Origin of the sequence: Duganella phyllosphaerae, assembly GCF_001758785.1 — a bacterium.
GTDB lineage: Bacteria > Pseudomonadota > Gammaproteobacteria > Burkholderiales > Burkholderiaceae_D > Rugamonas > Rugamonas phyllosphaerae.
Map to the genome: position 1 here is coordinate 19837 of NZ_LROM01000056.1, position 24841 is coordinate 44677.

General features: G+C 63.6%; 18 protein-coding genes. 11 read left to right on the forward strand and 7 right to left on the reverse strand.

The window, feature by feature from the left end:
- Window positions 1-11: 11 nt before the first annotated feature.
- Window positions 12-1934: a PrkA family serine protein kinase gene (locus DUPY_RS05205; RefSeq protein WP_070246774.1), complete on the reverse strand. Its 1923-nt coding sequence runs from the start codon at window positions 1932-1934 to the stop codon at window positions 12-14.
- 475 nt (window positions 1935-2409) lie between these two features.
- Here DUPY_RS05205 and DUPY_RS05210 point away from each other — a divergent pair, with 475 nt between their 5' ends.
- The 3 genes from DUPY_RS05210 (at window position 2410) to DUPY_RS05220 (ending at window position 7200) form a co-directional block, all read left to right on the forward strand.
- Complete coding sequence (locus DUPY_RS05210; RefSeq protein WP_070246775.1) at window positions 2410-3423, forward strand: adenosine deaminase; 1014 nt, start codon at window positions 2410-2412, stop codon at window positions 3421-3423.
- A 6-nt stretch (window positions 3424-3429) separates the two neighbouring features.
- The gene (locus tag DUPY_RS05215; RefSeq protein ID WP_070246776.1) at window positions 3430-5967 is read left to right on the forward strand and encodes an ABC transporter permease; all 2538 of its coding nucleotides are present in this window, start codon (window positions 3430-3432) and stop codon (window positions 5965-5967) included.
- A gap of 126 nt (window positions 5968-6093) precedes the next feature.
- Window positions 6094-7200: a sensor histidine kinase gene (locus DUPY_RS05220; protein WP_070246777.1), complete on the forward strand. Its 1107-nt coding sequence runs from the start codon at window positions 6094-6096 to the stop codon at window positions 7198-7200.
- On the opposite strand, the gene DUPY_RS05225 is transcribed toward DUPY_RS05220, so the two are convergent.
- The gene (locus DUPY_RS05225; protein ID WP_070246811.1) at window positions 7156-8241 is read right to left on the reverse strand and encodes a response regulator; all 1086 of its coding nucleotides are present in this window, start codon (window positions 8239-8241) and stop codon (window positions 7156-7158) included. The genes DUPY_RS05220 and DUPY_RS05225 overlap by 45 nt on opposite strands.
- Before the next feature lie 2 nt (window positions 8242-8243).
- Window positions 8244-9521: a sensor histidine kinase gene (locus DUPY_RS05230; RefSeq protein WP_371851743.1), complete on the reverse strand. Its 1278-nt coding sequence runs from the start codon at window positions 9519-9521 to the stop codon at window positions 8244-8246.
- A gap of 170 nt (window positions 9522-9691) precedes the next feature.
- Between DUPY_RS05230 and cqsA the strand changes: the two genes are divergently transcribed.
- The 3 genes from cqsA to DUPY_RS05245 are packed head-to-tail and all read left to right on the forward strand — an operon-like array spanning window position 9692 to window position 12725.
- A complete protein-coding gene (gene cqsA / locus DUPY_RS05235; protein WP_070246779.1) occupies window positions 9692-10948 on the forward strand; it encodes an alpha-hydroxyketone-type quorum-sensing autoinducer synthase in 1257 nt (418 codons plus the stop codon).
- A 54-nt stretch (window positions 10949-11002) separates the two neighbouring features.
- Window positions 11003-11395 carry a group II truncated hemoglobin gene (locus DUPY_RS05240; RefSeq protein WP_070246780.1) on the forward strand — a complete coding sequence of 131 codons (393 nt, stop codon included), beginning with the start codon at window positions 11003-11005 and terminating at the stop codon, window positions 11393-11395.
- Between the two features lie 4 nt (window positions 11396-11399).
- Window positions 11400-12725: a DNA recombination protein RmuC gene (locus tag DUPY_RS05245; RefSeq protein ID WP_070246781.1), complete on the forward strand. Its 1326-nt coding sequence runs from the start codon at window positions 11400-11402 to the stop codon at window positions 12723-12725.
- A gap of 118 nt (window positions 12726-12843) precedes the next feature.
- Here DUPY_RS05245 and moeA read toward each other — a convergent pair whose 3' ends face one another.
- The 3 genes from moeA to DUPY_RS05260 form a co-directional block, all read right to left on the reverse strand.
- Complete coding sequence (moeA, locus tag DUPY_RS29210) at window positions 12844-14793, reverse strand: molybdopterin molybdotransferase MoeA (RefSeq protein ID WP_070246782.1); 1950 nt, start codon at window positions 14791-14793, stop codon at window positions 12844-12846.
- A 1-nt stretch (window position 14794) separates the two neighbouring features.
- Window positions 14795-15901, reverse strand: a complete 1107-nt coding sequence (moaA, locus tag DUPY_RS05255) for a GTP 3',8-cyclase MoaA (RefSeq protein WP_070246783.1) — start codon at window positions 15899-15901, stop codon at window positions 14795-14797.
- 184 nt (window positions 15902-16085) lie between these two features.
- A complete protein-coding gene (locus DUPY_RS05260) occupies window positions 16086-19400 on the reverse strand; it encodes an Rne/Rng family ribonuclease (RefSeq protein WP_070246784.1) in 3315 nt (1104 codons plus the stop codon).
- 717 nt (window positions 19401-20117) lie between these two features.
- On the opposite strand from DUPY_RS05260, the gene DUPY_RS05265 reads away from it, so the two are divergent.
- The 4 genes from DUPY_RS05265 to DUPY_RS05280 are packed head-to-tail and all read left to right on the forward strand — an operon-like array spanning window position 20118 to window position 23320.
- Entirely contained in the window at window positions 20118-21143 is a 1026-nt protein-coding gene (locus DUPY_RS05265; RefSeq protein ID WP_070246785.1) for an RluA family pseudouridine synthase, read from the forward strand.
- A gap of 43 nt (window positions 21144-21186) precedes the next feature.
- Window positions 21187-21846 (forward strand): HAD-IIIA family hydrolase, encoded by a 660-nt coding sequence (locus tag DUPY_RS05270; RefSeq protein ID WP_070246786.1) that lies wholly within the window; start codon window positions 21187-21189, stop codon window positions 21844-21846.
- Window positions 21825-22211: a Rieske (2Fe-2S) protein gene (locus DUPY_RS05275; RefSeq protein WP_229255246.1), complete on the forward strand. Its 387-nt coding sequence runs from the start codon at window positions 21825-21827 to the stop codon at window positions 22209-22211. Before DUPY_RS05270 ends, DUPY_RS05275 begins: the two co-directional genes overlap by 22 nt.
- 47 nt (window positions 22212-22258) lie before the next feature.
- Window positions 22259-23320, forward strand: coding sequence for a S49 family peptidase (locus DUPY_RS05280; RefSeq protein WP_084640549.1), 1062 nt, complete (start codon window positions 22259-22261; stop codon window positions 23318-23320).
- Window positions 23321-23505: 185 nt separating this feature from the next.
- Here DUPY_RS05280 and DUPY_RS27485 read toward each other — a convergent pair whose 3' ends face one another.
- Window positions 23506-23835 carry a hypothetical protein gene (locus DUPY_RS27485; RefSeq protein WP_229255247.1) on the reverse strand — a complete coding sequence of 110 codons (330 nt, stop codon included), beginning with the start codon at window positions 23833-23835 and terminating at the stop codon, window positions 23506-23508.
- A 136-nt stretch (window positions 23836-23971) separates the two neighbouring features.
- On the opposite strand from DUPY_RS27485, the gene DUPY_RS05285 reads away from it, so the two are divergent.
- Complete coding sequence (locus tag DUPY_RS05285) at window positions 23972-24691, forward strand: pseudouridine synthase (protein WP_070246788.1); 720 nt, start codon at window positions 23972-23974, stop codon at window positions 24689-24691.
- The last annotated feature ends 150 nt before the right edge of the window (window positions 24692-24841 follow it).

Genomic DNA, 24841 nt, shown 5'->3' on the forward strand with positions numbered 1-24841 from the left:
GCGCTGCGGCCTTACGACGACTTACGAACGCGCAAGTACCATTCGCACAGCAAGCGGACCTGCTTGGCCGTATAGCCCTTTTCCACCATGCGCGCGACGAAGTCCGCGTGCTTGTTGGCGTCTTCGGCGCTGGCCTTGGCATTGAACGAAATCACCGGCAGCAATTCCTCGGTATTCGAGAACATTTTCTTCTCGATCACGGTACGGAATTTTTCGTAGCTGGTCCACGCCGGGTTCTTGCCCCCGTTATTAGCGCGCGCCCGCAGTCCGAAATTGACAATCTCGTTGCGGAAGTCTTTCGGGTTCGAGATGCCGGCCGGTTTTTCGATCTTCTCCAGTTCGTTGTTCAGCGCCTCGCGGTCGAAGCTCTCGCCGGTATCGGGATCGCGGAATTCCTGGTCCTGTATCCAGAAGTCGGCAAACGTCACGTAGCGGTCGAAAATATTCTGGCCGTACTCGGAATAGCTTTCCAGGTACGCGGTCTGAATTTCCTTGCCTATGAATTCGACATAGCGCTGCGCCAGGTGTTCCTTGATATAGGACAGATACTTTTGTTCGGTCTCCGGCGGGAATTGCTCGCGCTCCACCTGCTGCTCGAGCACGTACAACAGGTGGACCGGGTTGGCCGCCACCTCGGTGTTGTCGAAGTTGAAGACCTTGGACAAAATCTTGAAGGCGAAGCGGGTGGAGAGCCCGTTCATGCCTTCGTCCACGCCCGCGTAATCAACGTACTCGTGCATCGACTTGGCCTTGGGATCGGTATCCTTGAGGTTTTCGCCGTCGTACACCAGCATCTTGCTGTACACGCTGGAGTTTTCCGGGTCTTTCAGACGCGACAGGATGGCGAACTGCGACATCATGCGCAAGGTGCCCGGCGCGCACGGCGCGGCCGCCAGCGACGAGTTGGCCAGCAGCTTGTCGTAAATCTTGATCTCGTCGGTGATGCGCAGGCAGTACGGCACCTTGACGATGTAAATACGATCGAGGAATGCCTCGTTGTTGCGGTTGTTGCGGAAGGTTTTCCATTCCGACTCGTTCGAGTGGGCCAGGATGATGCCGTCGAACGGGATCGCGCCAAAGCCCTCGGTACCCTTGTAGTTGCCTTCCTGCGTGGCCGTGAGCAGCGGGTGCAGCACCTTGATCGGCGCCTTGAACATCTCGACGAATTCCATCAGGCCCTGGTTGGCCAGGCACAGGCCGCCCGAGTAGCTGTAGGCATCGGGATCGTCCTGCGAGTAATCCTCGAGCTTGCGGATATCGACCTTGCCGACCAGCGAGGAAATATCCTGATTGTTTTCATCGCCCGGTTCGGTCTTGGAAATGGCGATCTGTTTCAGCACGGAAGGGTAGCGCTTGACCACGCGGAACTGGTTGATGTCGCCGTTGAACTCGTGCAGGCGCTTGACCGCCCACGGGCTCGGGATGTTGCGCAGGTAGCGCCGTGGAATGCCGTAGTCTTCTTCGAGCAGGGTGCCGTCCTCGTCCTCGTTGAACAGGCCCAGCGGCGATTCATTGACCGGCGAGCCTTTCAGGCAATAGAACGGCACGTGTTCCATCAGCGATTTGAGTTTTTCCGCGATCGACGATTTACCGCCGCCAACCGGGCCCAGCAGATACAGGATCTGCTTGCGTTCTTCCAGTCCCTGCGCCGCGTGGCGGAAGTAGGAGACCACTTGTTCGATCACTTCCTCGGTGCCATAAAATTCGCGGAAGGCCGGGTAAATCTTGATGACCTTGTTGGCGAAGATGCGCGAGAGCCGGGTGTCGTTGCGGGTATCGACCAGGGTCGGTTCGCCAATTGCCGCAAGCATGCGTTCCGGCGCGCTGGCGTAGGTGAGTCGATCTTTCTTGCAAAGTTCGAGATATTCCTTCATGGACATCTCTTCTTCTTTGGTCCGTTCATACCGTGCAGCGTAGTTGTCAAAAATGGTCATTTGAATGTCCTTTGATGATGTAAACCTGCTAGTCACGGGTCAGACAGCAAGGCTGCCTTGGCCCTGGTTCGGTGCGTACTTTTTCCTGAGTATTTTTTCTTCTTGATCAGCTTCTGCGAGCGTCCTCGGAGTAGCACGGATTGCCCGTGGCTCTGAGCTGACTTTATCGCCGGTGGACGGCTTTTATGTGTTGGTTGTAAGGCTTCTTACGTCTATGAAATTTATTATTGCTCTATTGCTGCAGGAAGTCAAAAGATATGTCGTAATATCGTTAATACTCTTTCGTAAGACTTTGATTTAAAAGAATAAAACCGGATAAAATCGCACATATTGCGAGTGTTTTTCTGTAGTTTCTGCACCCGTTTATGCCACAGTATCACGCCTGCGCGCAGCGTGCGCTAAGATGCCACGTTATGCGGTCTGGTGTAGTCCAGATCCTATGCTCCGCTTCCGTCCCCTGTAACAGGAAATAAACATGTTGAATACCCAATTGCGCGGCGTGCTCGAAGGCATGCCCAAGGCCGAATTGCACATCCATATCGAAGGCTCGCTCGAGCCCGAACTGATCTTCGCGCTGGCCGCGCGCAACAACGTCGCGCTGCCGTACGCGTCGGTCGAAGACCTGCGCGCCGCTTACGCTTTTACCGACCTGCAATCGTTCCTCGATATCTATTACGCAGGCGCCAGCGTGCTGTTGCACGAGCAGGATTTTTACGACATGACCGCCGCCTATCTCAAGCGCGCCGAGCAGGATAACGTGCGCCACACCGAAATCTTTTTCGATCCGCAAACCCACACCGCGCGCGGCGTGCCGGTCAAGGACGTCATCGACGGCATCCACCGCGCCTGCCAGGACAGCCCGGTCAGCGCCACGCTGATCTTGAGCTTCCTGCGCCACCTGTCGGAGGAGGACGCGTTTGCTGTGCTGGAAGAGGCGCTGCCTTACCGCGACAAGTACATCGGCATCGGGCTCGACTCGTCCGAGCGCGGCAATCCGCCGGAAAAATTCGCCCGCGTGTTTGCGCGCTGCAAGGAACTCGGCTTCCGCCTGGTGGCCCACGCCGGCGAAGAAGGCCCGCCCGCGTATATCGAAACCGCGCTCGACGTGCTCAAGGTCGAGCGCATCGACCACGGTGTGCGTTGCCTGGAAGACCCGGCACTGGTGGAACGCCTGGCGCGTGAGCAGATGGCGCTCACCGTGTGCCCGCTGTCGAACGTCAAGCTGTGCGTGTTCCCTGAGATGGCCCAGCACAACCTGCTCGAATTGCTCGACGCTGGCGTCAAGGTCACCATCAATTCGGACGACCCGGCCTATTTCGGCGGCTACATGAACGACAATTTCATTGCCACCTTCGAGGCATTGCCGCTGGGCCTGTCGCACGCGCAGCGCCTGGCACGCAACGGTTTCGAAGCGGCGTTCCTGCCTGAAGCACAGAAGCAGCAACTGCTGGCCGAAGTCGACGCCTATTTCGCCTCTCTCGCTTTTTAATCGACCATGATCAAACTCGCCCTGAGCATGACCGCGCGCGACTGGCGCGCCGGCCAATTGCGCTTCCTGCTGATCGCTCTGACGGTGGCGGTTGCGGCCTTGTCCGCCACCGGTTTCTTTGTCGATCGCCTGCGTAGCGGCCTCGACCGCGACGCCCACCAGTTGCTGGGCGCCGACGTGGTGGTCAGCACCGACTTGCCGGTACGCGCCGAGTGGCGCGCCGAAGCGCTCAGGCGCGGGCTGGTGGTAACCGACACCGTGGTGTTCCCCAGCATGGCCACGGCAGGCGAGGGCGAGCAGTCGCAATCGATGCTGGCATCGCTCAAGGCGGTCGGCCCCGGCTACCCGCTGCGTGGCCGGCTCAAGCTCACCACCGACGCCGCCCAGGCCGAGCAAAGCGAAGGCACCGGCGCCGACGGCATCCCCGCGCCGGGCACGGTCTGGCTCGACGCCGGCTTGCTGGGCAGCCTGGGCACGCGCGTGGGTGGCGCGGTCAAGCTTGGCGACAAGACTTTTACAGTGACTCAACTGATCGCGTCGGAGCCCGATCGCGGCGCCAACTTCCTGGCGTTTGCGCCGCGCGTGATGCTGGCGCTGACCGACCTCGAAGCGACCAACCTGATCCAGCCCGGCTCGCGCGTGACATACCGCATGCTGGTGGCCACGCCGCCCGGCGCCAAGAACACCGCTACCGAGGCTGCCGCATTCCAGGAGTGGATGCAGGACACCATCAAGAAAGCCAACCTCAAGGGCGTGCGGGTGGAGTCGCTGGAAAACGGCCGCCCCGAAATGCGCAACACGCTCGACCGCGCCGACCGTTTCCTGTCGCTGGTCGGCCTGCTGTCGGCCATGCTGGCGGCGGTGGCCGTGGCGATGGCGGCGCGCCGCTTCATGCAGCGCCACCTGGACGCCTGCGCCATGCTGCGCTGCCTGGGCCTGACCCAGAACCAGGTCACCGCCATGTATTTATACGAGTTCCTGCTGGTCGGCCTGCTTGGCAGCGCCATGGGCGTGGCGGTCGGTTTCGGCGCCCATTACGTGCTGCTCGAAGTGCTGGGCAAGCTGGTGGCGGCCGATTTGCCGGGCCCCACCATCTGGCCGGCGCTGCAAGGGCTGGCCACCGGCATCCTGCTGCTGGCTGCGTTCGCGCTGCCGCCGATTCTGCAACTGCGCAAAGTGCCGCACAACCGCGTGATCCGCCGCGAGCAGGATGCGCCGCAGGTCGCTGCCCTGGCCACGTACGGCCTCGGTTTTGCCGGGTTTGCCGCGCTGCTGCTGTGGCAGGCCGGCGACGCCATGCTGGCGCTGTACACCGCGCTCGGCTTTGTCGCTGCGTTCGGCGTGTTCGCGCTGGTGGCGTGGCTTGGCCTGAAAACCCTCAAGCCGCTGCGCGGCGCCATCGACCACCAAAGCTGGCGCTTTGCCATCACCTCGCTGCAACGCCGTCCGGGCGCGACCATCGTGCAGGTGGTGTCGCTGGCGCTGGGCATGATGGCGCTGCTGGTGCTCACCGTGGTGCGCGAAGACCTCATGACGGCCTGGCGCAACGCCACCCCGCCCGATGCGCCGAACCGCTTCATCATCAATATTCAGCCCGAACAGAAGGACCAGATCGCCGCCCGGCTGCAGTCCGCCGGCGTGGCCTACGCGCCGCAGTACCCGATGATCCGCGGCCGGCTGGCTGCCGTCAACGGCAAGCCGGTCACCGCCGAGACGTACACCGAAGACCGCGCACGCGGCCTGGCCGACCGCGAATTCAACCTCTCCACCATGACCACCATGCAGGCCGAGAACGAAATCGTGGCGGGCAAATGGTTCACCGACGGTCCCGGCGTGGCCGAAGCGTCGGTGGAGGAGGGCATCGCCAAGACCCTGCGCTGGAAGGTCGGCGACAAGCTCAATTTCAACATCGCCGGCTCGCCGGTGGACGTGACGATTACCAGCCTGCGCAAGCTCGAGTGGGGCTCGATGCGGGTTAATTTCTTCGTCATCATCAACCCGGCCGCGCTCACCGAGGTGTCGCAAAGCTGGATCACGGCCTTCCACCTGCCGGGCCAGCAGGGCCCGGTGATGAACGCCTTGACGCGCGACTTCCCGAACCTGACGATTGTTGACGTGGGAGGCTTGCTGCGCCAGGTGCAGGCCGTGCTCGACCAGGTGGTCACCGCGATCGAGTTCCTGTTCATCTTTACGCTCGCTTCCGGCCTGCTGGTGCTGTATGCGGCGTTGATGGGCTCGCAGGACGAGCGTACCCGCGAATCGGGCCTGCTGCGCGCGCTGGGCGCCACCAGGCGCCAGTTGTCGCAAGCGCAACTGATCGAATTCACGCTGGTGGGGGCACTGGCCGGGGTGCTGGCCGCCACCGGCGCGGCCGTGATGGGCTGGGCGCTGGCAACGTACCAGTTCAAGTTTGCCTGGGCTTTCTCGCCGTCGGTGTGGCTGGGGGGCCTGCTGGCCGGCGCCGTGTGTGCGATCGCCGGCGGCTGGCTCGGCCTGCGCAGCGTGCTGCGCCAGCCGCCGCTGCAAACCCTGCGCGAAGGCTGATGGCTGATGGGGGCAGGCGCGCGTGCCTCGCGCGCCTGCGCCGCAAATTATTGTAGAATCTGCTTCATAACAGGACGCCACGCCCCCGCTTCCTTTCTTTATCTCCAGGAAGCGACCGTCCACACCATGTTTGACTCCATTTGCGCGACTTATACCGGATCTGACGGCGAGCTCAATCGCGAGTTGTTCAACAGTTCCGCCGATTGCATCAAGATCCTCGACCTGCAAGGACGCCTGGGCCAGCTCAATCCGGGCGGCATCGTTGCGCTAGAACTGGACCAGCCTGAGCAGCTGCTGGGCAAAGTCTGGTGGGAGATCTGGCCCGACCAAGGCCGCGCCCTGGCGCACAGCGCCTTCGACACCGCCAAGGGTGGCCAGATCAGCAAATTCAACGCGTTCTGTCCGACCGCCCACGGTACGCCGCGCTGGTGGGACGTGGTAGCCAACCCGGTGTTCGGCGCCGACGGCCAGGTGCGCGAAGTGATGGTGGTCTCGCGCGACATGACCGAGCTGTATGTTGCGCGCCAGGCGCTGCGCGAGGCGAACCTGCGCAAGGACGCCTTCCTGGCCACCGTGGCGCACGAGCTGCGCAACCCCATCTCGGCCGCCCACAACGCCACCGAACTATTGAAACTCAAGGCCTTCGACCACGCCCGCACCGCCGAACTGGCGCAAATGGTACAGCGCCAGCTGGGCCACATGAGCCGGGTGGCCGAAGACTTGCTCGATACGGCGCGCATCGGCCGTGGCGAGATTCGCCTGAGCCTGGACCGCATCGACCTGCGCACCGTGATCGCCGACACGCTGGAGCAATTGCAGTCGGCGGTGCAGGCCAAGCACCAGCAACTGGCGTTCGATGTCGATGGCGCCGCTTGCCTGGTGCTGGGCGACCATGTGCGGCTGGTGCAGGTGCTCGGTAATGTGCTGGGCAACGCGGTGCGCTACACGCCCGAGCGCGGCGCCATCGCGCTGGCGCTGGGCCGTGCCGGCGATACCGTCACCGTCACCGTTACCGACAACGGCATCGGCATTCCGGCCGACCGCCTGGCCACCATCTTCGACATGTACAGCCAGGTCCACCAGTCCACCATGCGCAAGAGCGACGGCCTGGGACTGGGCCTGTCGCTGGTGCGGGCACTGGTGGAACTGCACGGCGGCAGCGTGGCCGCCGCCAGCGCTGGCGCAGGCTCAGGAAGTCGTTTCACGATCACGCTGCCAGCCGCGCCGCGCTGAAGTGACGATGGCGGGGGCGTTGGCCTGTTCCCGCTGCGCACGCAGGAACTCGGTATAGGCCAGCGGCGGCTGCGCGTAGTAGTGCGGCGGCAGGTCGAACAGCGCCCAATAATAGGTTTCGCGGCCCTGGCACAGTTGTGGCATGGCGCAATAGCGGTGCCAGTTGTCGCCCATGTGACGTGCATACATGCCGTCGCCACCCTCATCCGAAAAGAACGGCAGCACGCGCCGCTCACGCAGGGCGTCGAGCAGCGACTGCGGGGCGTCGCTGTCGCACGCCATTTCGTAGTGCGCCGCCAGGCCTTGCTCGGTCGCGATCATCATCAGCCGGGTGCGGCCAGACTTGTCCAGGAAGACGATGCCGGTGGGGTTGGCAAACAGGTAGTGCTCGATAAACCCCATGTCCTGCTTGAGCCGCTGCACCTGCAAGGCCAGCACCGGGTCGCCCAGGAAGTGGTAGTTGTGCAGCAGGACCAGCTCGCGCAGCGTGTCGGATTGGTCTTCGAAGTAGCTCCGCTGCAGCGCGGTGACTTCCAGCTCGAGCAGATCGAGCGCGTGGTCATCGCTTTTCTGGATGTAGCGGTCGATCAGCCCCTGGTTGAAGGCGCTCACGGCGATCTTTTCGTCGGCGGCGCCGGTAAACAGGATCTTCTTGCACGGCAGGTCGCGCACCTGCTCGCAAAATTCCAGTCCATTCATCTGCGGCATCGAGTAATCGACCACCAGCACCGCCGGCGTGGCGAAGCGCTGTGGCTGGCCGGCGATGCGGTAGATCGCGTCGACGTCGAGCGCCACGTTGAACTGGTCGCCGGCCTGGTTCTGGGTATCGAAATTCATGTGCAGCGGCATGGGCATGGCCTGGCGCCCCTGGTCGCTGTGGCGCAGCCATTGCAGCGCCGTGGTGGTGTCGTGGAAGGTCTTGCTGGCGTGGATGGGGTCGAGCTGGAACGACAGGCTGCGCAGGAAGGAATCGCTGTCATCGACCAGCACGGTCAGGGTGGGATGGGCATACAGGGGCAGGGGCGTGGGCTTTTTTTGCATGATCATTTCGCCAGTGACGGCTGCAAGGGAAATTCCAGGATGAAGATGGCGTAGGCGCTCTCGCGCGAGACGCAGGCGATGGTGGCGCTCCACGCGTCCATGATTTCCTGGCACAGCGCCAGCCCGATGCCGGCGCCGTTGTGCGGCGGGTACGAGTAAAAACGGTGGAAGATCAGAGGCTTTTGCTGCGCCGGGATGCCGCAGCCGGTATCGATGAACAGCAGGCGCGGCGGCACATGGCCGCCATCGACCACGATCCGCACCCGGCCCTTGCCGGCACGCTGGATGGCTTTCAGCGCATTCCTCAGCAGGTTCAGCAGGATCACCACCGACAGCTCGGACTGGCCGGCAAAACTGAAATTGCGGCGCACCTCCAGCGCCACCAGCTTTTGCTGGCTGGCGTTGACGAAGGGGTAGCGCTTGAGCACCGCTTCCACCACCGCCTCCATCGACACCGTCTCGATCGGCCGCAGGCTGCGCCGCACCGCCGTGGCGCTGAGCAGGAACAGGTCGATCATGTGGTTCATGTGGCGCACCTCGAACTGGATGCGCGCCAGGGCGTCGATGGTGCCCACGCGGTCGGCCGGCAATGGCCCCGTGCCTTCCGAGCACATGCGCAGCAGGCCGCGCACATTGGCGTCCACGCTGGTGAGCGGGGTGCGCAGCTCGTGCGCCACGGTGGCCAGCCCGGCGCCCAGCCCCGCCAGTTTTTCCTGCGCCAGCACCTGGCGGCTGATCTTGGCGGCCGCCAGCACGGCAATGGTGAACCAGTGGATGGGCAACTGCTGCAATACCAGCCGGCTGGTCAGGGCCGCAGTGTCACCGATCAGGGCCGCCGCCGCTACCGCCAGCGAAGTGCCGATCAGGTATGCCTTGAGGGCCACGCCGGTGTCGAAATGGAACAGCACGATCAAGCCGATCAGCAGCGACTCGCTCCACACACCCGATGCATGGTTCATCAGGAACATATAGGTAAAGAAGAACGGGAAGATGTAGCTGAGCGTGACCAGCAGGTACAGGTCCAACATGCGGCGGCTGAACTGGCGCGCGAACAGGCCGACCGCGCACAGCACGATGCCCACCAGTCGCAGCGGCAGGCTTTCGTATTCCTGAGGGAAAAAATGCTGCCAGACCACGTAATACAGCGGCATGGCGACCGTGCCTATGCAGGCGAGCAGCAAAACGCGCACGGTCGCATGGTCTTCGCGGCCATGGTATTGGAGCAGCGACTGCACCACGCCGGTCTTCCAACGTTTCCAGAATTCTAGCAGTGTTTGCATCATGGCAAGGATTTACCTGTCTGTGAGACTTATCATCGCCCGGATTTGCAGCGCACTCTAGCGTATCAAGGAGGACGTTGACCTTGATCAATTGGTTGGGGATTTTTATGCGTCAAGGTGATGACAAGCTTCATAAAAAGACAATTTCTCTCCAAAAACAGGAAAATCCCATGACCAACATTAATTCCGCCAGTAATTTCTTCCGACCGTCGATGCTTGCTGCTGAGCACGAGATGCCTGACTATGTGCGCCGGCGCATGGATGCGCATCACGTCACCCGCATCGAACAATTACTCGGCGGCCAGCATCCGCATGCCTGGCAACCGGTGGCAGCGGGCGCTGTGTTTTTGGCCGGTAACGATTACCTGTGCCTGGCCGGCGAACCGGCGCTGGTGCGCGCCCAGGTTAACGCCCTGCAAGGTGGCGAGGGCGAACAGCTGATGTCGGCGGTGTACTTGCAGGAGGGCAGCGCCCAGCACCGGCTCGAGTACAAGTTCGCGCGCTTCATGGGCGCCGAGGACGCGATCCTGGCGCAATCGGGCTGGGCCGCCAACGTGGGACTGGTGCAAACCCTGGCCGAGCCGGGCATCCCGGTGTATCTCGACATGCAGGCTCACGCCTCGCTGTGGGAAGGCGTGCAGTCGGCCGGCGCGGTGCCGGTCTCGTTCCGCCACAACGACATCGAGCACCTGCAACGCCAGGTGGCGCGCCACGGGCGCGGCGTGATCGCCGTCGATGCGCTCTACAGCACCAATGGCAGCGTGGCGCCGCTGGCGGAGCTGGCCGACCTGGCCTGGGCCACCGGCTGCGTGCTGATCGTCGACGAGTCGCACTCGCTGGGCACGCACGGGCCGCGAGGAGCGGGACTGGTGGCGGAGCTGGGCTTGCAGGGCCGCGTGCATTTCCGCACCGCGTCGCTGGCCAAGGCGTTTGCGGGACGCGCCGGCATCATCACGTGTTCCAGCCATTTCAAGGGCTACTTCCTGTCCGAGTCGCGCCCGGCCATCTTCAGCTCCTGCCTGCTGCGGCACGAACTGGCATGGTTCGACGCCGCCATCGATTTCGTGGCGGCGGCCGACGAACGCCGGGTTGCACTGCACATCAAGGCCTGCGCGCTGCGTGAGGAACTGGGGTCGCTCGGCTATAACGTCAGCGACGGCACCGAGCAGATCATCGCGCTGGAAGCGGGCCCGGAACCGAAGACGCTGGCGCTGCGCAAGCTGCTCGAGCGGCGCGGCGTGGTGGGCGCCATGTTCTGCGCGCCGGCCACGCCGAAGAACCGTTCGCTGGTGCGCCTGACGCTCAACAGCGGCCTCGATCGCGGCCAGTTGCGGCGCATCGTCCGGGCCTGCGACGATATCCGCGACCTGGCCGATGTCGAGAACTGGTCGTCCACGCGGCGGTTGCACAAGCTGGCGCTGGTGTGAGAGGGCGAAGTCACGCGGGTACGCTTGGCGGCGCGGTACGCTATCATGGCGGCTATGAACGAAGAATCGACAACCCTCTATGAAGTGATCGGCGGCGAGGCGCGCGTGCGCGAGATGGTCGACCGTTTTTATGACCTGATGGACCTGGAACCGGAGTTCCAGCTGCTGCGCTCCGTGCACGGCCCGTCGCTCGAGAACGCCAACCAGCGTCTGTTCATGTTCCTCAGTGGCTGGATGGGTGGGCCCGACCTGTACCAGGAGGCGCACGGCCATCCACGCCTGCGCATGCGCCACATGCCGTTCGCCATCGGCACCCAGGAGCGCGACCAGTGGCTGCGCTGCATGGCGTGGGCGATGGAAGACGTGGGCATCGACACCGAACTGCGCGTGCGGCTGATGAACTCCTTCTTCCAGACCGCCGACTGGATGCGCAACAAGCCTGATTGATCCCATGACCGAATCTCAATTTTATGTTTTGCTGGCGCTGGTGCTGGCGGCGATTGTGCTGTTGGTCCTGGTGTTGCTGCGCCCGCGCGGCAGCGCCAGTCTCGATGGCGCCAGCCTGGCGTCGATGGCCAACCTGGCCGAGCGCATCGAACGGGTGGAGCGCGAGGTGCGGGTGCAGCTGCAAACCACGGCGCAAGCGAGCCACGCGGCCACGGTGCAGCAGTTCGACGGCATGCGGCGCCAGCTCGAATCGCAGGGGCTGGTCGCTCGCGACGAGCAGACCCGCAACCTCAAGCTGTTCGCCGACAGCATGAACCAGACCCTGGCCCGCCTGACCGAATCGAACGCCGCCCGCATGGGCGAGGTGCGCGCCACGCTGGAAGCGAAAATCAAGGATCTGCAAGCCGACAACGGCGCGCGCCTGGAAGAGATGCGCAAGACCGTGGACGAGAAGTTGCACGCTACGTTGGAGTCGCGCCTGTCGGCGTCGTTCCAGCAGGTGTCCGAACGGCTCGAGCGCGTGCACCAGGGCCTGGGCGAGATGCAGCAGCTGGCGCTGGGCGTGGGCGACCTCAAACGCGTGCTCACCAACGTCAAGACGCGCGGCACCTGGGGCGAGGTGCAGCTGGAAATGCTGCTCGAGCAGGTGCTCACGCCCGAGCAGTACGCCAAGAACGTCGAGACCATTGCCGGCAGCGGCGCGCGGGTGGAGTTTGCGCTCAAGCTGCCGGGCCAGGTGGAGGGCGGCGCACCGGTGTGGATGCCGATCGACGCCAAGTTCCCGAAGGAGCAGTACGAGCGCCTGCTCGAAGCGGCCGACCGCGCCGACGCCGACGGCGTGGCGCTGGCCGGGCGCGAACTCGAACGCGCGGTGCGCGGCGAGGCCAGGACGATTTCGGAAAAATACGTGTCGCCGCCGCACACGACCGATTTCGCGATCCTGTTCCTGCCTACCGAAGGCCTGTATGCGGAAGTGATGCGGCGCCCCGGCCTGGCCGACGAGCTGCAGCGGCTGCATCGCATCAGCATCGCCGGGCCATCGACCCTGAGCGCGCTGCTCAACAGCCTGCAGATGGGTTTCCGCACGCTGGCGCTGGAAAAGCGCTCGTCGGAAGTGTGGCAGGTGCTGGGCGCGGTCAAGACGGAATTCGCCAAATTCGGCGACGTGCTGGCGGCCACCAAGCTGACCCTGGAACGCGCCGCCAAGAATATCGAATCGGCCGAAACCCGCAGCCGGCAGATGGCGCGCAAGCTCAAGTCGGTGGAGGCGCTGCCGAGCGAGGCGGCGCAGCTGTTGCTGGGGCCGGAGATTGACCAGCCGGAAGGCTAGTAACCTCGACCAACCGTAGCGAGCGGCCTGTTATCGTCTTGTGTAGCGGAAGCGTACGGACGTACGCTGAGCAACGGAGAGGCGATAGCGGGACGCGCAGCAGGTTGGTCGAGGTTACTTAAATCAAGCCTTCGAAGGGCAGGATGTCCACTAGGTCGCCAGCGGCGACATTGCCCTGGTCGTGCGCCAGCACCACGATGCAGTTGGCGGTCGTCATCGAGCTGAGGATGCCGGAACCTTGCGCGCCGGTGAGCCGCACTTGCGGCGCGCCGTCCGGTCCGGGCGCGACGATGCCGCGCTGGTACTCGGTGCGGCCCGGGCGCTTGCGCATCGCTGCTGCTGCCCGTGCGCGCAGCAGCGGCGGGTGTGCTGCCGCTGCGGTGGTGCCCATCATGCGCAGCAGCGCCGGCCGCGCGAACAGATAAAACGACACCATCACCGCGACCGGGTTGCCGGGCAGGCCGAACAGCCAGGCACTGGCGCCGCCATCGCGTACCTTGCCGAAAGCGAGCGGTCGGCCGGGCCGGATGGCCAGCTTCCAGAACGCCACGTCGCCGAGCAGCGCCATGATGTCGCGCGTGTAGTCGGCCGCGCCTTCGGAGACGCCGCCCGACGTGATGATGGCGTCGGCGCCGTTGCACGCCGTGCGCAGCGCCGCTTCCAATGCGGCCGGATCGTCGCGCACGATGCCCAGGTCGATCACTTCGCAGCCTAGCCGCGCCAGCATGCCGAACAGCGTGTAGCGGTTGCTGTCGTACACGCAGCCGTCGTCGAGCGGCTGGCCCAGTGCGCGCAGTTCGTCGCCGGTGGAAAAGAATGCCACCCGCAGGCGGCGCCGCACCGTCACTTCGGCGATGCCGAGCGAAGCGACCAGGCCCAGATCGGCGGGCCGCAGCAGCTTGCCGGCGGGCAGCGCCACGCCGCCCAGCGCCAGGTCTTCGCCGGCCAAGCGGCGATTGGCGCCAGGGGCGAGGCTGCCGGCAGCGATGGTGACAGAGTCCTGGCCGATGGCGGCCGCCAGTTCCTGCGGCAGCACGCTGTCGCAACCGGCCGGCATGGCCGCGCCGGTCATGATGCGCACGCACTGGCCTGGTTCAACCGTGCCACCGTGGGCCCGGCCGGCGTAGGCGATGCCCGCGACCGTCAATGTCACCGGCACGCCATCGGACTGCGGCAGATCGGCGCCGCGCAGAGCGTAGCCGTCCATGGCAGAGTTGTCGTAGGCCGGCACGTTGATCGGCGAGATGATATCGGCGGCCAGCACCCGGTCGAGCGCGTCGCGCAGCGCCACGGTTTCGGTCTGCACGACCGGCGCCACGCGGGTGGCGATCAGGCGCAGCGCCTGGTCCACTGGCAGCGGATCGTTGTCGCTGCCGGTCGCGGTTGCGGTTGCTGTTGCTGTTGCAATATCAGTTGCGGCTGCGGCGGGTGCGTGGCGTTGCAGCTCTTCGAGCGTGTTGATGTTGCGGAAGGCGGCGGCGTCGTCGAACAGCACTTCGGCCACGCGCAGGCTTTGGAACCAGCCTTCCATGCGCCGTGCGCCCGTGGCCAGGTATTGTTCCAGTTGCGGCAGCAGGCTGGCGCGCAGCAGGCTGAAGACGGGATGGCGCTGGCGGCGCGATTCGGCGCCGGGAGCTTGCGGATCGGTTTCGATGGTCACCGCCAGCGCCAGGTCGGCGTCATGCTCGACCAGCGCGGCATGCAGGCGTGCGGCCAGGTCCAACGGCAGGAACGGCGAGTCGCACGGTGCGGTCAGCAGCAGCGCATTGTCGGCCTGGGCGCCGCCCTGCGCAGCACAATACAGCAAACCGGTTTGCAGGCCGGCCAGCGGGCCTTCGAAGCCGCCGAGGTGGTCGGCCACCACCGCCACCCCAGGGCCGGCGATGGCCTGGTACCGGGCCAGGTTACGGTTGGCGTTGATGGCGATGGCGTCCACCTGCGGCGCCAGGCGCGCCAGCACGCGGCCGGCCATGGTGGTGTCGCCCAGCGGCTGCAGGCCCTTGTCGACGCTGCCCATGCGCGCGCCGCGCCCGCCGGCCAGTATCCATCCGGTGATCGTGGGCGCCATGTCAGCCTCCGATATAGGACATCTCGACCTTGGCGCCGCGCGCCAGGCCGTCGGTGTCGTTGGTGCGCAGCTCGGAATAACGGTCGCTGCGGGCGCGCCACAGGTGCGCCAGCGCGGTGCTGATTTCGGCATCGGTGCGGCCTTCTCGCAGCAAGGCACGCAGGTCGTAGCCGCTGCTTGCGAACAGGCAGGTGTACACCTTGCCCTCGGTGGACAGGCGCGCGCGCGAACAGTCGCTGCAAAACGCCTGGGTCACGCTGGAGATCAGGCCGATCTCGCCGCCGCCGTCCGCGTACCGCCAGCGCGACGCTGTCTCGCCGCTGTAGTTGGCCGCTACCGGCACCAGCGGCAGTTCGGCGCCGATGCGGCGCACCACCTCGGACGATGGAATCACTTCGTCCATCTTCCAGCCGTTGGAGGCGCCCACGTCCATGTATTCGATGAAGCGCAGGATGTACGACGTATCCTTGAAATGGCGCGCCATCGGCAGGATTTGCTGGTCGTTCATGCCGCCCTTGACCACCATATTGATCTTGATCGGCCCCAGGCCCACCTGGTGCGCCACGTCGATGCCCTTCAGTACATCGTCCACCTTGAAGTCGACATCGTTCATGCGCTGGAAGGTAGCGTTGTCGAGCGCATCGAGCGAGACGGTGACCCGTTGCAGGCCGGCGTCCTTGAGCGATTGCGCCTTGCGCGCCAGCAGCGATGCATTGGTGGTGAGCGTCAGGTCGAGCGGCTTGCCGCTGACGGTCTTCAGTTCGGCCAGCATGCCGATCAGGCGTTCGATATTCTTGCGCAGCAGCGGTTCGCCGCCGGTCAGGCGGATTTTTTCGACGCCGTGGGCAATGAAGAGTTGCGCGATGCGGGTAATTTCTTCGAACGACAGCAGCGACGTATGCGGCAGATACTGGTAATCGTTGTCGAACACCGCCTTGGGCATGCAGTACACGCAGCGGAAATTGCAGCGGTCGGTGACCGAAATGCGCAGGTCGTGCAGCGGCCGCGCCAGGCGGTCGGCAAGCAGTCCGGTGGGCGCTTCGAGCGGGAAGGGGATGGCCGGCGCGCTGGTGCGCTGCGCGGTCATCATGATGACTTTCTCTGACATGACTCGTGGTCTGAATTCTATGCTTGCTGGGATTGAATGGTCTTGCTGCGCTGCCCTGACGGTGCGCAGGGTGCCTACGATACCACGAGCGGGGATTGCCCGTAATTATCCACCTGGTCAGGCGCAGGGGCATAAAAAAAAGGGAAGCGCGAGGCTTCCCTTTTTTGTCAACGCAGCGCAGCGATCAGCGGCGCGTGTCGATCTGCACCATCGGCTCGTCGTCCTGCGGCGGCAGCGGCTTGCGCTCGCGTGGCACGCGGACTGGAGCCACCACCTTGGCGGCGGCTTCCTGCGCAGCGCGCAGTTTTTCCGGGTCGGTGGCCGCCAGGGTCAGGCCGGCCGAGCCGAGTACGGCTTGCAGATCGGCTGGCGCCGGTGCTGCCACTGGTGCAGGCACTGCTGCCGGAGCAGGTGCCGAGGCAGGGGCTGCTGCCGGGGCTGGCGCTGGTGCCGGAGCAGGCGCCGGAGTTGCTGCAATCGGTGCAGGCTCGGCGGCGGCTGGCGCTTCAACCACTGGCGCTGCCACGACCGGCGCTGCCACCACTGGCTCTGGCGCAGCTGGCGCCGGTGCAGCAGTTTCTGCTACCTCGGCAACTGCGGCCGGGGCGGGAGCTTCTTCCGCAACTGGCAATGCCGATACCACAGGCGCTGCCGGTGCTGCTTCCGTGACGACAGGCGCTTGCGGCGCAGCAGGCGCTGCCACCGACATCGCTGGCGAAGCAGATTCAGCAATGGCTGGCTTCGCTTCGCTGGCAACGTCCACTGCTGCCGGGGCTGGTGCCTCGGCGAACACTGGTGCGGCTGGCGTCACTTCTGCTACCGGTGCAGGCGCGGCAACTGCTGCCACGGCTGGTTCGGATGCCGGTGCGACTTCGAACACTGCGGCGGCGTCTGCCATGGCAACTGCCGCAGGGGCGACCGCAGCGGTGGCGACCGGTGCAGCAGTGGTTGCTGCAACCGGGGCTGCGTCAGCTGCCGCACCATCATGCTCGGTATAGCCTTGCTCGCCATCGGCGCCTTCATTGCCTTCGCCTGCCTCGTTGTCCTGGCCTTCGCCATCACGATCGCGACGGTTACGGTTGCGGCCGCCACGACGACGGCGGCGACGCGGCTCATCGCCTTCGCCTGCCAGGTCTTGCGCTTCGCCTTCCGGACCGGCGTTCGGCGCGGTTTTCAGGATGCTGGTGGCTTCGGCTTCAGGACCGGTGGCCGGGGCCAGGATCGACGAAGCGAAAGCGCCCGTGGTGGCGGTGGTCGCTACGGCGGTCGATGCAACAGCCGGTGCTGCGACGCCAACTGCGGTCGCGCCCAGTGCCAGCTCTTCGATTTTCACTTCTGCCGGCGCCTTGTCGCCACGCGGTTCGCGTGGTGGACGTGGCGTGCGTTCCGGACGTTCGCCACGCTCCGGACGCTCGCCGCGTTCCGGACGCTCACCACGCTCGGGACGTTCCGCGCGCTCGCCACGTTCAGCACGTTCGCGCGGTGGCTGGCCTTCGGCCTGCACGCCATCGCGGCCTTCGCGTGGTTCGCGGCCTTCACGCGGTTCGCGTGGCGGACGTGGTGGACGGGCAGGGCGGCCGCTGTCGGCTGCCTTGGTCTCGTCGGCGACTGGACGGGCGGCGCCCGGTTCGCGCTCTTCGCGCTCAGGACGGCCATTCTTGCCGGTGCGGGTGCGGCCGCGCGGGCCACGGGTGGCGTTGCGGTCGGCATTACGGTCCGGCGACGGCGCCTTGACCACGATGGTCGGCTGCTGCGGCAGGACCGGTTTTACGGGCTCCGGGCTCAGGAAGCTCATCAGCTTGGCAAAGAAACCTTTTGGCGCCGGTGCCGGCACGGGCGCCGGGGCTGGCGTGATGATGGTTTCGGCCGGCTTGCGTTCGACCAGCGGTGCCGGCTGGTCAGGGGTGATGGTCTTGACCATGGCTTCCTGGCGCGGCTTGGCTTCTTCCTTCTGGCGCTTGCTGTAGGCCATGTCGGTTTCGGCTTCTTCGGCCAGGTTGTAGCTGGCCTGGCTGTCTTCGAGGCGCGGGTCGTCGTGCTTGATGCGTTCGAGCTTGTAGTGTGGCGTGTCGAGGTGCTTGTTCGGGATCAGGATCACGGAAATGCGGTGACGGTTCTCGATTTTCAGCACTTCGCCGCGTTTTTCGTTGAGCAGGAACGCTGCCACATCGACCGGGACTTGCACGTGGATGGTGGCCGAGTTTTCCTTCATCGCCTCTTCCTGGATGATGCGCAGGACTTGCAGGGCCGACGATTCGGTATCACGGATGTGGCCGGTCCCGGAGCAGCGCGGGCAGGTCACGTGCGAGCCTTCCGACAGCGACGGACGCAGGCGCTGGCGCGACAGTTCCATCAGGCCGAAGCGCGAGATCTTGCCCATTTGTACACGGGCACGGTCGTGGTGCAGCGCATCTTTCAGGCGTTGTTCCACTTCGCGCTGGTTCTTGGCCACTTCCATGTCGATGAAGTCGATCACGATCAGGCCGCCAAGGTCGCGCAGGCGCAGCTGGCGGGCCACTTCTTCGGCCGCTTCGCAGTTGGTATTGAAGGCAGTGGTTTCGATGTCGGAACCGCGGGTAGCGCGGGCCGAGTTGACGTCCACCGACACCAGGGCTTCGGTGTGGTCGATGACGATGGCGCCGCCCGATGGCAGCGGCACGGTGCGGCTGTAGGCGGTTTCGATCTGGTGTTCGATCTGGAAGCGCGAGAACAGCGGCACGTCGTCGCTGTAACGCTTAACACGGTGCACCATGTCGGGCATCACGTGGCTCATGAACTGGTGCGCCTGTTCGTAGATCTCGTCGGTATCGATCAGGATCTCGCCGATATCGGGCTGGAAGTAGTCGCGAATGGCGCGGATCACCAAGGAGGACTCCTGATAGATCAGGAACGCGCCGGACGCCGATTTGCCGGCGCCTTCGATTGCGCGCCACAGTTGCATCAGGTAGTTCAAGTCCCACTGCAGTTCATCGACGTTGCGGCCGATGCCGGCGGTGCGGGCGATCACCGACATGCCTGGCGGCAGGTCGAGCTTGTCCATGGTTTCGCGCAGTTCCTGGCGCTCTTCACCTTCGACGCGGCGCGACACACCACCACCGCGCGGGTTGTTCGGCATCAGCACCAGGTAGCGGCCGGCCAGCGAGACGAACGAGGTCAGGGCGGCGCCCTTGTTGCCGCGCTCTTCCTTTTCGACCTGGACCATGATTTCCTGGCCCTCGCGCAGCGCTTCCTTGACGGACGCGTTACGGACATCGACGCCTTCCTTGAAGTAAGTGCGCGCAACTTCCTTGAATGGCAGGAAACCGTGGCGATCTTCACCGTAGCTGACGAAGCACGCTTCGAGCGATGGTTCGATGCGGGTGATCACGCCTTTGTAGATATTGGACTTGCGCTGTTCGCGCCCGGCGGTTTCGATATCGATATCGATCAGTTTCTGACCATCGACAATCGCTACGCGCAGCTCTTCTTGCTGCGTAGCATTAAACAACATGCGTTTCATTTTTATTAACTCCGCGACCCGTGGGCCAGCTCTATGTCGTCGGCTGGTGACAGCCGGCGACGAAGGTTTTGGGGTACACGCGAAGAATCGGACGATTGCGGGGGGTATTGCCCATTCTGTGCGGAGCAGCAGCGCGGGAACTAACCGGCGCTGCGGACGCAACTGGGCGCTGAGAGGCTGAACGTCAGGCCGCGGGCTCGCATCACCTGCAACCCTCCATGCGGCCCTTAAGGACGGCAGAGAAAAACAGGCGGTGAGCAGCAACGTTGAGAGCCAAATCCTCAAGCTTACATACTACAAGTAATCAATATCGCAGCGGCGGCAGGTGCCGGGCTGAAATGTTACAGGGCTCGTGAGAGCCATCCGTTGAGCTTGCAGCAAAGCATGGGGTCCGGCGGAAACGGCAAGCGTTATCAACTTCATCAATCGGCCAGCCGACTCTTGATCGGCTGGCCGCACTTTATCCTTACAATGCAATCATTCTGTTCTTGCTGCCTTCCCCGACGATAACCGATTACAACAACGGTGCAACCTTGATATCGGCAAGGGTGGTGCGTATACGTATTTCCCCCTGAATTTGCAATTAGGCGAGGCCAGGTGGGACGCCCCTGTGTAAAATATGCTTTTCTTCTTACACCAGCCGCAGTGTATGCCGCAGCGAAATGATTATATATTCAAAATGAAGGACTTAGAGAGATTTCTGGGAAGACAGGCCAAATGAAGATGCAAAATGATGTAGTCCGCCCGTCACATTCCAACACCCCGGTCTCGCCGTCCTCGCCACCGGCTGCGTCACAACCACAGCTGCAAGCGCAGTTCGTCACCATTTCCGAAGAAGACGCAGGACAAAGGATCGATAACTACCTGTTGCGAATTTGCAAAGGCGTACCCAAAAGTCACGTCTATCGCATCCTGCGGTCGGGCGAAGTACGGGTCAACAAGGGCCGGATCGACCAACTGTACCGCCTGGTCGAAGGGGACATGGTCCGCATTCCGCCGATCCGCATTGCCGAAAAAGCCGACACCACCCACGTGCCGGCTGCCGAATTCAAGGTCATTTTTGAAGACAGCCATTTATTAGTGATCGACAAGCCGGCCGGCGTGGCTGTGCATGGCGGCTCGGGCGTCTCGTTCGGCGTGATCGAGCAACTGCGCGCTTCGCGCCCCGACGCCAAGTTCCTGGAACTGGTGCACCGGCTCGACCGCGACACCTCCGGCCTGCTGCTGCTGGCCAAAAAACGCTCGGCGCTGACCAATTTGCACGAGCAGATGCGCGACGGCGACACCGACAAGCGTTATCTGACCATGGTGGCTGGCGACTGGAAGAATGCGCGCCAGCACGTCAAACTGGCGCTGCACAAGTATTCCACCGCCGACGGCGAGCGCCGCGTGGCGGTCAACCCGGAAGGCATGCCGTCGCACACGGTGTTTTCCTTGCTGAAAAAGTTCAACGGCTTCGCGCTGCTGGAGGCGGAACTGAAAACCGGCCGCACCCACCAGATCCGCGTGCACCTGTCGGCCTCGGGCTTTCCCATTCTCGGCGACGACAAGTACGGCGATTTTGCCCTCAACCGCGCGCTGTTGAAAGCCGATGTACAGCGTGGCGCGCTCAAGCGTATGTTTCTGCACGCGCATCAAATCACGTTCACCCATCCGGACTCCGGAAAAATCATGACGCTGAACGCACCTTTAGCCGCCGAATGCGAGCGATTCTTGGTAAGCTTGGGCAAACCACTTAACTAATCGCAAATATTCTAGGGGCGCGCTGCGTGCAGCGGCTGAATTCATGGCAAGAAAGCAATTTGATTTACTCGTGTTCGACTGGGACGGCACGCTGATGGACTCGACGGCCACCATCGTCCGTTGCATCCAGGCGGCGGCGCGCGACCTCGGCCTGCCGGTGCCGCGCGACGACAAGGCCGCCCACGTGATCGGCCTCGGCCTGCACGAGGCCATGCAGGCCGTGTTGCCCGAGATCGACCCGTCGTGGTACCCGCGCATGGTCGAGCGCTACCGCTACCACTTCCTGTCGCGCGACCACGAACTGGTGTTGTTCCCCGGCGTACGCGACATGTTGCAGGAACTTTCGCAGGACGGTTATTTCCTGGCAGTGGCTACCGGCAAGAGCCGGGTGGGTCTGAACCGCGCCATGAACGACGTCAAGGTACTGTCGCTGTTCGACGCCACCCGCTGCGCCGACGAAACGTTTTCCAAGCCGCATCCGGCCATGCTGCAAGAGCTGACCAGGGAGTTGGGGCAGGATATGCGCCGTACGGTGATGATCGGCGATACATCGCACGATTTGATGATGGCCAATAACGCTGGTGCGGCTGGAGTGGCGGTGCAGTACGGCGCCCACCCGGTCGAGCAGCTGACTGCCTGTAATCCGCTGTATTCGGCCGCCACGGTAGCCGAGTTGCACCAATGGCTGAGCGAGAACGCGTGATGGACCCGATACTGGTATGCGCCGCCACCGCAGTGGAAGAGGGCGGCAAGGGGGTGCGGTTTGCGGTGGCCACCGAGGGCAGTGCCGGCACCGGCTTCGTGGTGCGCTACGATGGCGCGCCGTATGCCTACCTTAATCGCTGCGCCCACATGCCGATTGAACTCGACTGGGCCGAGGGCGAATTTTTCGAATCCGGCGGCCTGTACCTGATGTGCGCCACCCATGGCGCCATTTATGCGCCCGATACCGGCGTGTGCGCAGGCGGACCCTGCCGTGGAGGCCGCCTGCGGCCGATTGCGGTGGTCGAGCGCGACCAGCAGATTTTCTGGCAGCCCGACGACTACGTGCGGCCGCCTTCGGACTAATCCGATAGCAAACACCGAGCGCCAGACAACTTCAACACGAGCAATCCATGAGCGACAACCAACCTCCCAAGTCCGGCGACCATGACGCCGGCGGCGCCAGTTCGCCACCCGTGCCACCCGTGCCACCTGTGCCACCTGTGCCACCCGTGCCACCGGCAGCGCCCGCAGCTTCCGGTAACTGGGAGCGCGCCGTGCTGGAAAAGCTGGTATTTGCTACGCTCAAGGAGCAAAAGTCGGCGCGGCGCTGGGGCATCTTCTTCAAATCGGTGACCTTGCTGGTGATCGTGGTGGCGCTGGCTACCTACATGGACGTCAGCTGGACCGGCTCCGAGGAAACCCTGGGTCGCCACACGGCGCTGATCGAAATCGAAGGCGCCATCGAATCCGAGGGCAGCGGCGCGGCCTCTGTCGTGATTCCGGCACTGAACAAGGCGTTTTCCGACAGTGGCTCGGTGGCGGTGGTCTTGCACATCAACAGCCCGGGCGGCAGCCCGGTGCAGGCCGGCATGATCGTCGACGAGATGCGGCGCCTGCGCACCGGCTATCCGTCCAAGCCGCTGTACGTGGTGGTGGACGAGATTTGTGCGTCCGGCTGCTATTACATCGCCGCCGGCGCCGACCGCATTTATGTCAACAAGGCCAGCATCGTCGGTTCGATCGGCGTGCTGATGGACGGCTTCGGCTTTGCCGGCGCGATGGAAAAAGTGGGCGTGGAACGGCGCCTGCTGACGGCCGGCGAAAACAAGGGTTTCATGGATCCGTTCAGCCCGCTGACCGACAAGCACCGCCAGTATGCCCAGTCCATGCTCGATGAAATCCACCAGCAGTTCATCGACGTGGTGCGCAGCGGCCGTGGCAAGCGCCTCAAGGAAACCCCGGAGATGTTCTCGGGCCTGTTCTGGACCGGCGCCAAGTCGATCGACATGGGCCTGGCGGACGCCTACGGCACCGTGGACAGCGTGGCGCGCGACGTGGTGCGGGCCGAAGACATCGTCGACTACACCACCCACGAGGGCTTGCCGGAGCGCGTGCTCAAAAAATTCGGCGCGGCCATGGGGGCCGGCGCCATCAAATCGGCAGTGGAGAGCGTCAAACCAACGCTGCGCTGAGCGGCCAGACAGACGGTTTGCTGTCGCTCAAGGTAAATCGATTAACATTATCAATACCTACTTGCTTGCATCTGCTACCAGTTCGGCTATAGTGGTGGTGTAGTTCTTTCCCCGGGAGGTCGATATAAACTGTTTATCTCGTTGTCAGCAGAAGTTGAAGCTTAGCTTGATCCACCAAGACTGAACTACCTTACCGCATCTTGCATGTGGACTTGAGAGAATTTTAATTCCTCGTCAGCACCCGAACAGGGTGCTGGAAACAGCGGCGCAATGCCGCTGTTTCCTATTGTGCCTGCCGTTTGCGGCGATTCTTGCGTCATGCCACCCCGGTCCAGCCAATCCAGAAAATGTTGTTGTTGTCGTGCGTACCAGGCGGCCTGCGCGCTGATAAGGGGGGCAGGGTTTTGCCCGGCTGCGGGCCAGCAGCCGAGACGGCAACGGCTGACGAGCAGCTGGGTGCGGTGCGTGGCGGCGTGGGAACGGGCCATCAATTTACGGATATAGGTGGTGGGCATGATGTGCTTCCTGCTGAGTATTCCTAGTGCATTAGGAGAATTCCTAATGCGGTTTGAGTCTAACGCCGCGAACATCCAGGAACTTGATGTGTATCAATAATGCGCCACCCCCGGGCCATCCTGTAAAATTCGGCCCATGAGCAAATTATCCCTGGACCGCATCCTGCAATCGCAGGGCTTCGGCACCCGCAAGTACTGCCGCGCCCTCATCGAAGACGGCGAAGTGAGCATCGCCGGTGTCGTACACGACAACTACAAACAAACCCTGGAAACCGACGGCCTGGTGCTGACCGTGTTCGAGGAGGAATGGGTGGTGCGCGAGCACGTGTACATCGCCCTGTACAAGCCGGCCAATTTCGAGTGTTCGCGCAAGCCCAGCCACCATCCTGGCGTACTGACCTTGTTGCCCGAGCAATTTACCTGGCGCGAAGTGCAGCCGGTGGGCCGGCTCGACCACGATACTACCGGCATGTTGCTGATGTCCGACGATGGGCCGTTTATCCACGCCCAATCGTCGCCGAAGCGCCATGTTCCCAAAATCTACCAGGCCACCACGCAAGACCCGGTGACCGATCAACTGGTCGCCCAGCTGCTGGCGGGCGTGCAGTTGCACGACGAGCCGGCGCCGCTGGCGGCACAAACCTGCGTCCAGCGCGGCGAACACCAGCTGGAAATCGTGCTCGAACAGGGCAAGTACCACCAGGTCAAGCGCATGCTGGCCGCTGCCGGCAACCATTGCAGCGCCCTGCACCGCTCCGCCATCGGCACCCTGACTTTGGCAGAGCTGGGGCTGGAAGAGGGCGAATGGTGCTTTCTCACTGCCGAACAAATGGCCAAGCTCACCCCGACTAGCTGACTAAGCCTCCAGAGCGGCGTTGCAGCGCCTCGCCGTACTATTCGTACTGTCTTCGTCGCTGCGCCTTGCCTTGAAGGCGATGTCAGACGCCGTTAATTTCCACACGGAATCACTGATCTGACACGGAAAACCCGCCGTATTCCCCCGATG

Excerpts from the sequence above, each read along its gene's own strand:
- DUPY_RS05285 (WP_070246788.1), top strand. The coding sequence starts at position 23,972 with ATGAGCAAATTATCCCTGGACCGCATCCTGCAATCGCAGGGCTTCGGC.
- DUPY_RS05245 (WP_070246781.1), top strand. The coding sequence starts at position 11,400 with ATGACCGAATCTCAATTTTATGTTTTGCTGGCGCTGGTGCTGGCGGCG.
- DUPY_RS05280 (WP_084640549.1), top strand. The coding sequence starts at position 22,259 with ATGAGCGACAACCAACCTCCCAAGTCCGGCGACCATGACGCCGGCGGC.
- DUPY_RS05265 (WP_070246785.1), top strand. The coding sequence starts at position 20,118 with ATGAAGATGCAAAATGATGTAGTCCGCCCGTCACATTCCAACACCCCG.
- DUPY_RS05225 (WP_070246811.1), bottom strand. The coding sequence starts at position 8,241 with ATGCAAAAAAAGCCCACGCCCCTGCCCCTGTATGCCCATCCCACCCTG.
- DUPY_RS05275 (WP_229255246.1), top strand. The coding sequence starts at position 21,825 with ATGGCTGAGCGAGAACGCGTGATGGACCCGATACTGGTATGCGCCGCC.
- DUPY_RS05220 (WP_070246777.1), top strand. The coding sequence starts at position 6,094 with ATGTTTGACTCCATTTGCGCGACTTATACCGGATCTGACGGCGAGCTC.
- DUPY_RS05260 (WP_070246784.1), bottom strand. The coding sequence starts at position 19,400 with ATGAAACGCATGTTGTTTAATGCTACGCAGCAAGAAGAGCTGCGCGTA.
- DUPY_RS27485 (WP_229255247.1), bottom strand. The coding sequence starts at position 23,835 with ATGCCCACCACCTATATCCGTAAATTGATGGCCCGTTCCCACGCCGCC.
- DUPY_RS05210 (WP_070246775.1), top strand. The coding sequence starts at position 2,410 with ATGTTGAATACCCAATTGCGCGGCGTGCTCGAAGGCATGCCCAAGGCC.
- moeA (WP_070246782.1), bottom strand. The coding sequence starts at position 14,793 with ATGGCGCCCACGATCACCGGATGGATACTGGCCGGCGGGCGCGGCGCG.
- DUPY_RS05205 (WP_070246774.1), bottom strand. The coding sequence starts at position 1,934 with ATGACCATTTTTGACAACTACGCTGCACGGTATGAACGGACCAAAGAA.
- DUPY_RS05215 (WP_070246776.1), top strand. The coding sequence starts at position 3,430 with ATGATCAAACTCGCCCTGAGCATGACCGCGCGCGACTGGCGCGCCGGC.
- DUPY_RS05240 (WP_070246780.1), top strand. The coding sequence starts at position 11,003 with ATGAACGAAGAATCGACAACCCTCTATGAAGTGATCGGCGGCGAGGCG.
- DUPY_RS05270 (WP_070246786.1), top strand. The coding sequence starts at position 21,187 with ATGGCAAGAAAGCAATTTGATTTACTCGTGTTCGACTGGGACGGCACG.
- moaA (WP_070246783.1), bottom strand. The coding sequence starts at position 15,901 with ATGTCAGAGAAAGTCATCATGATGACCGCGCAGCGCACCAGCGCGCCG.
- DUPY_RS05230 (WP_371851743.1), bottom strand. The coding sequence starts at position 9,521 with ATGCAAACACTGCTAGAATTCTGGAAACGTTGGAAGACCGGCGTGGTG.
- cqsA (WP_070246779.1), top strand. The coding sequence starts at position 9,692 with ATGACCAACATTAATTCCGCCAGTAATTTCTTCCGACCGTCGATGCTT.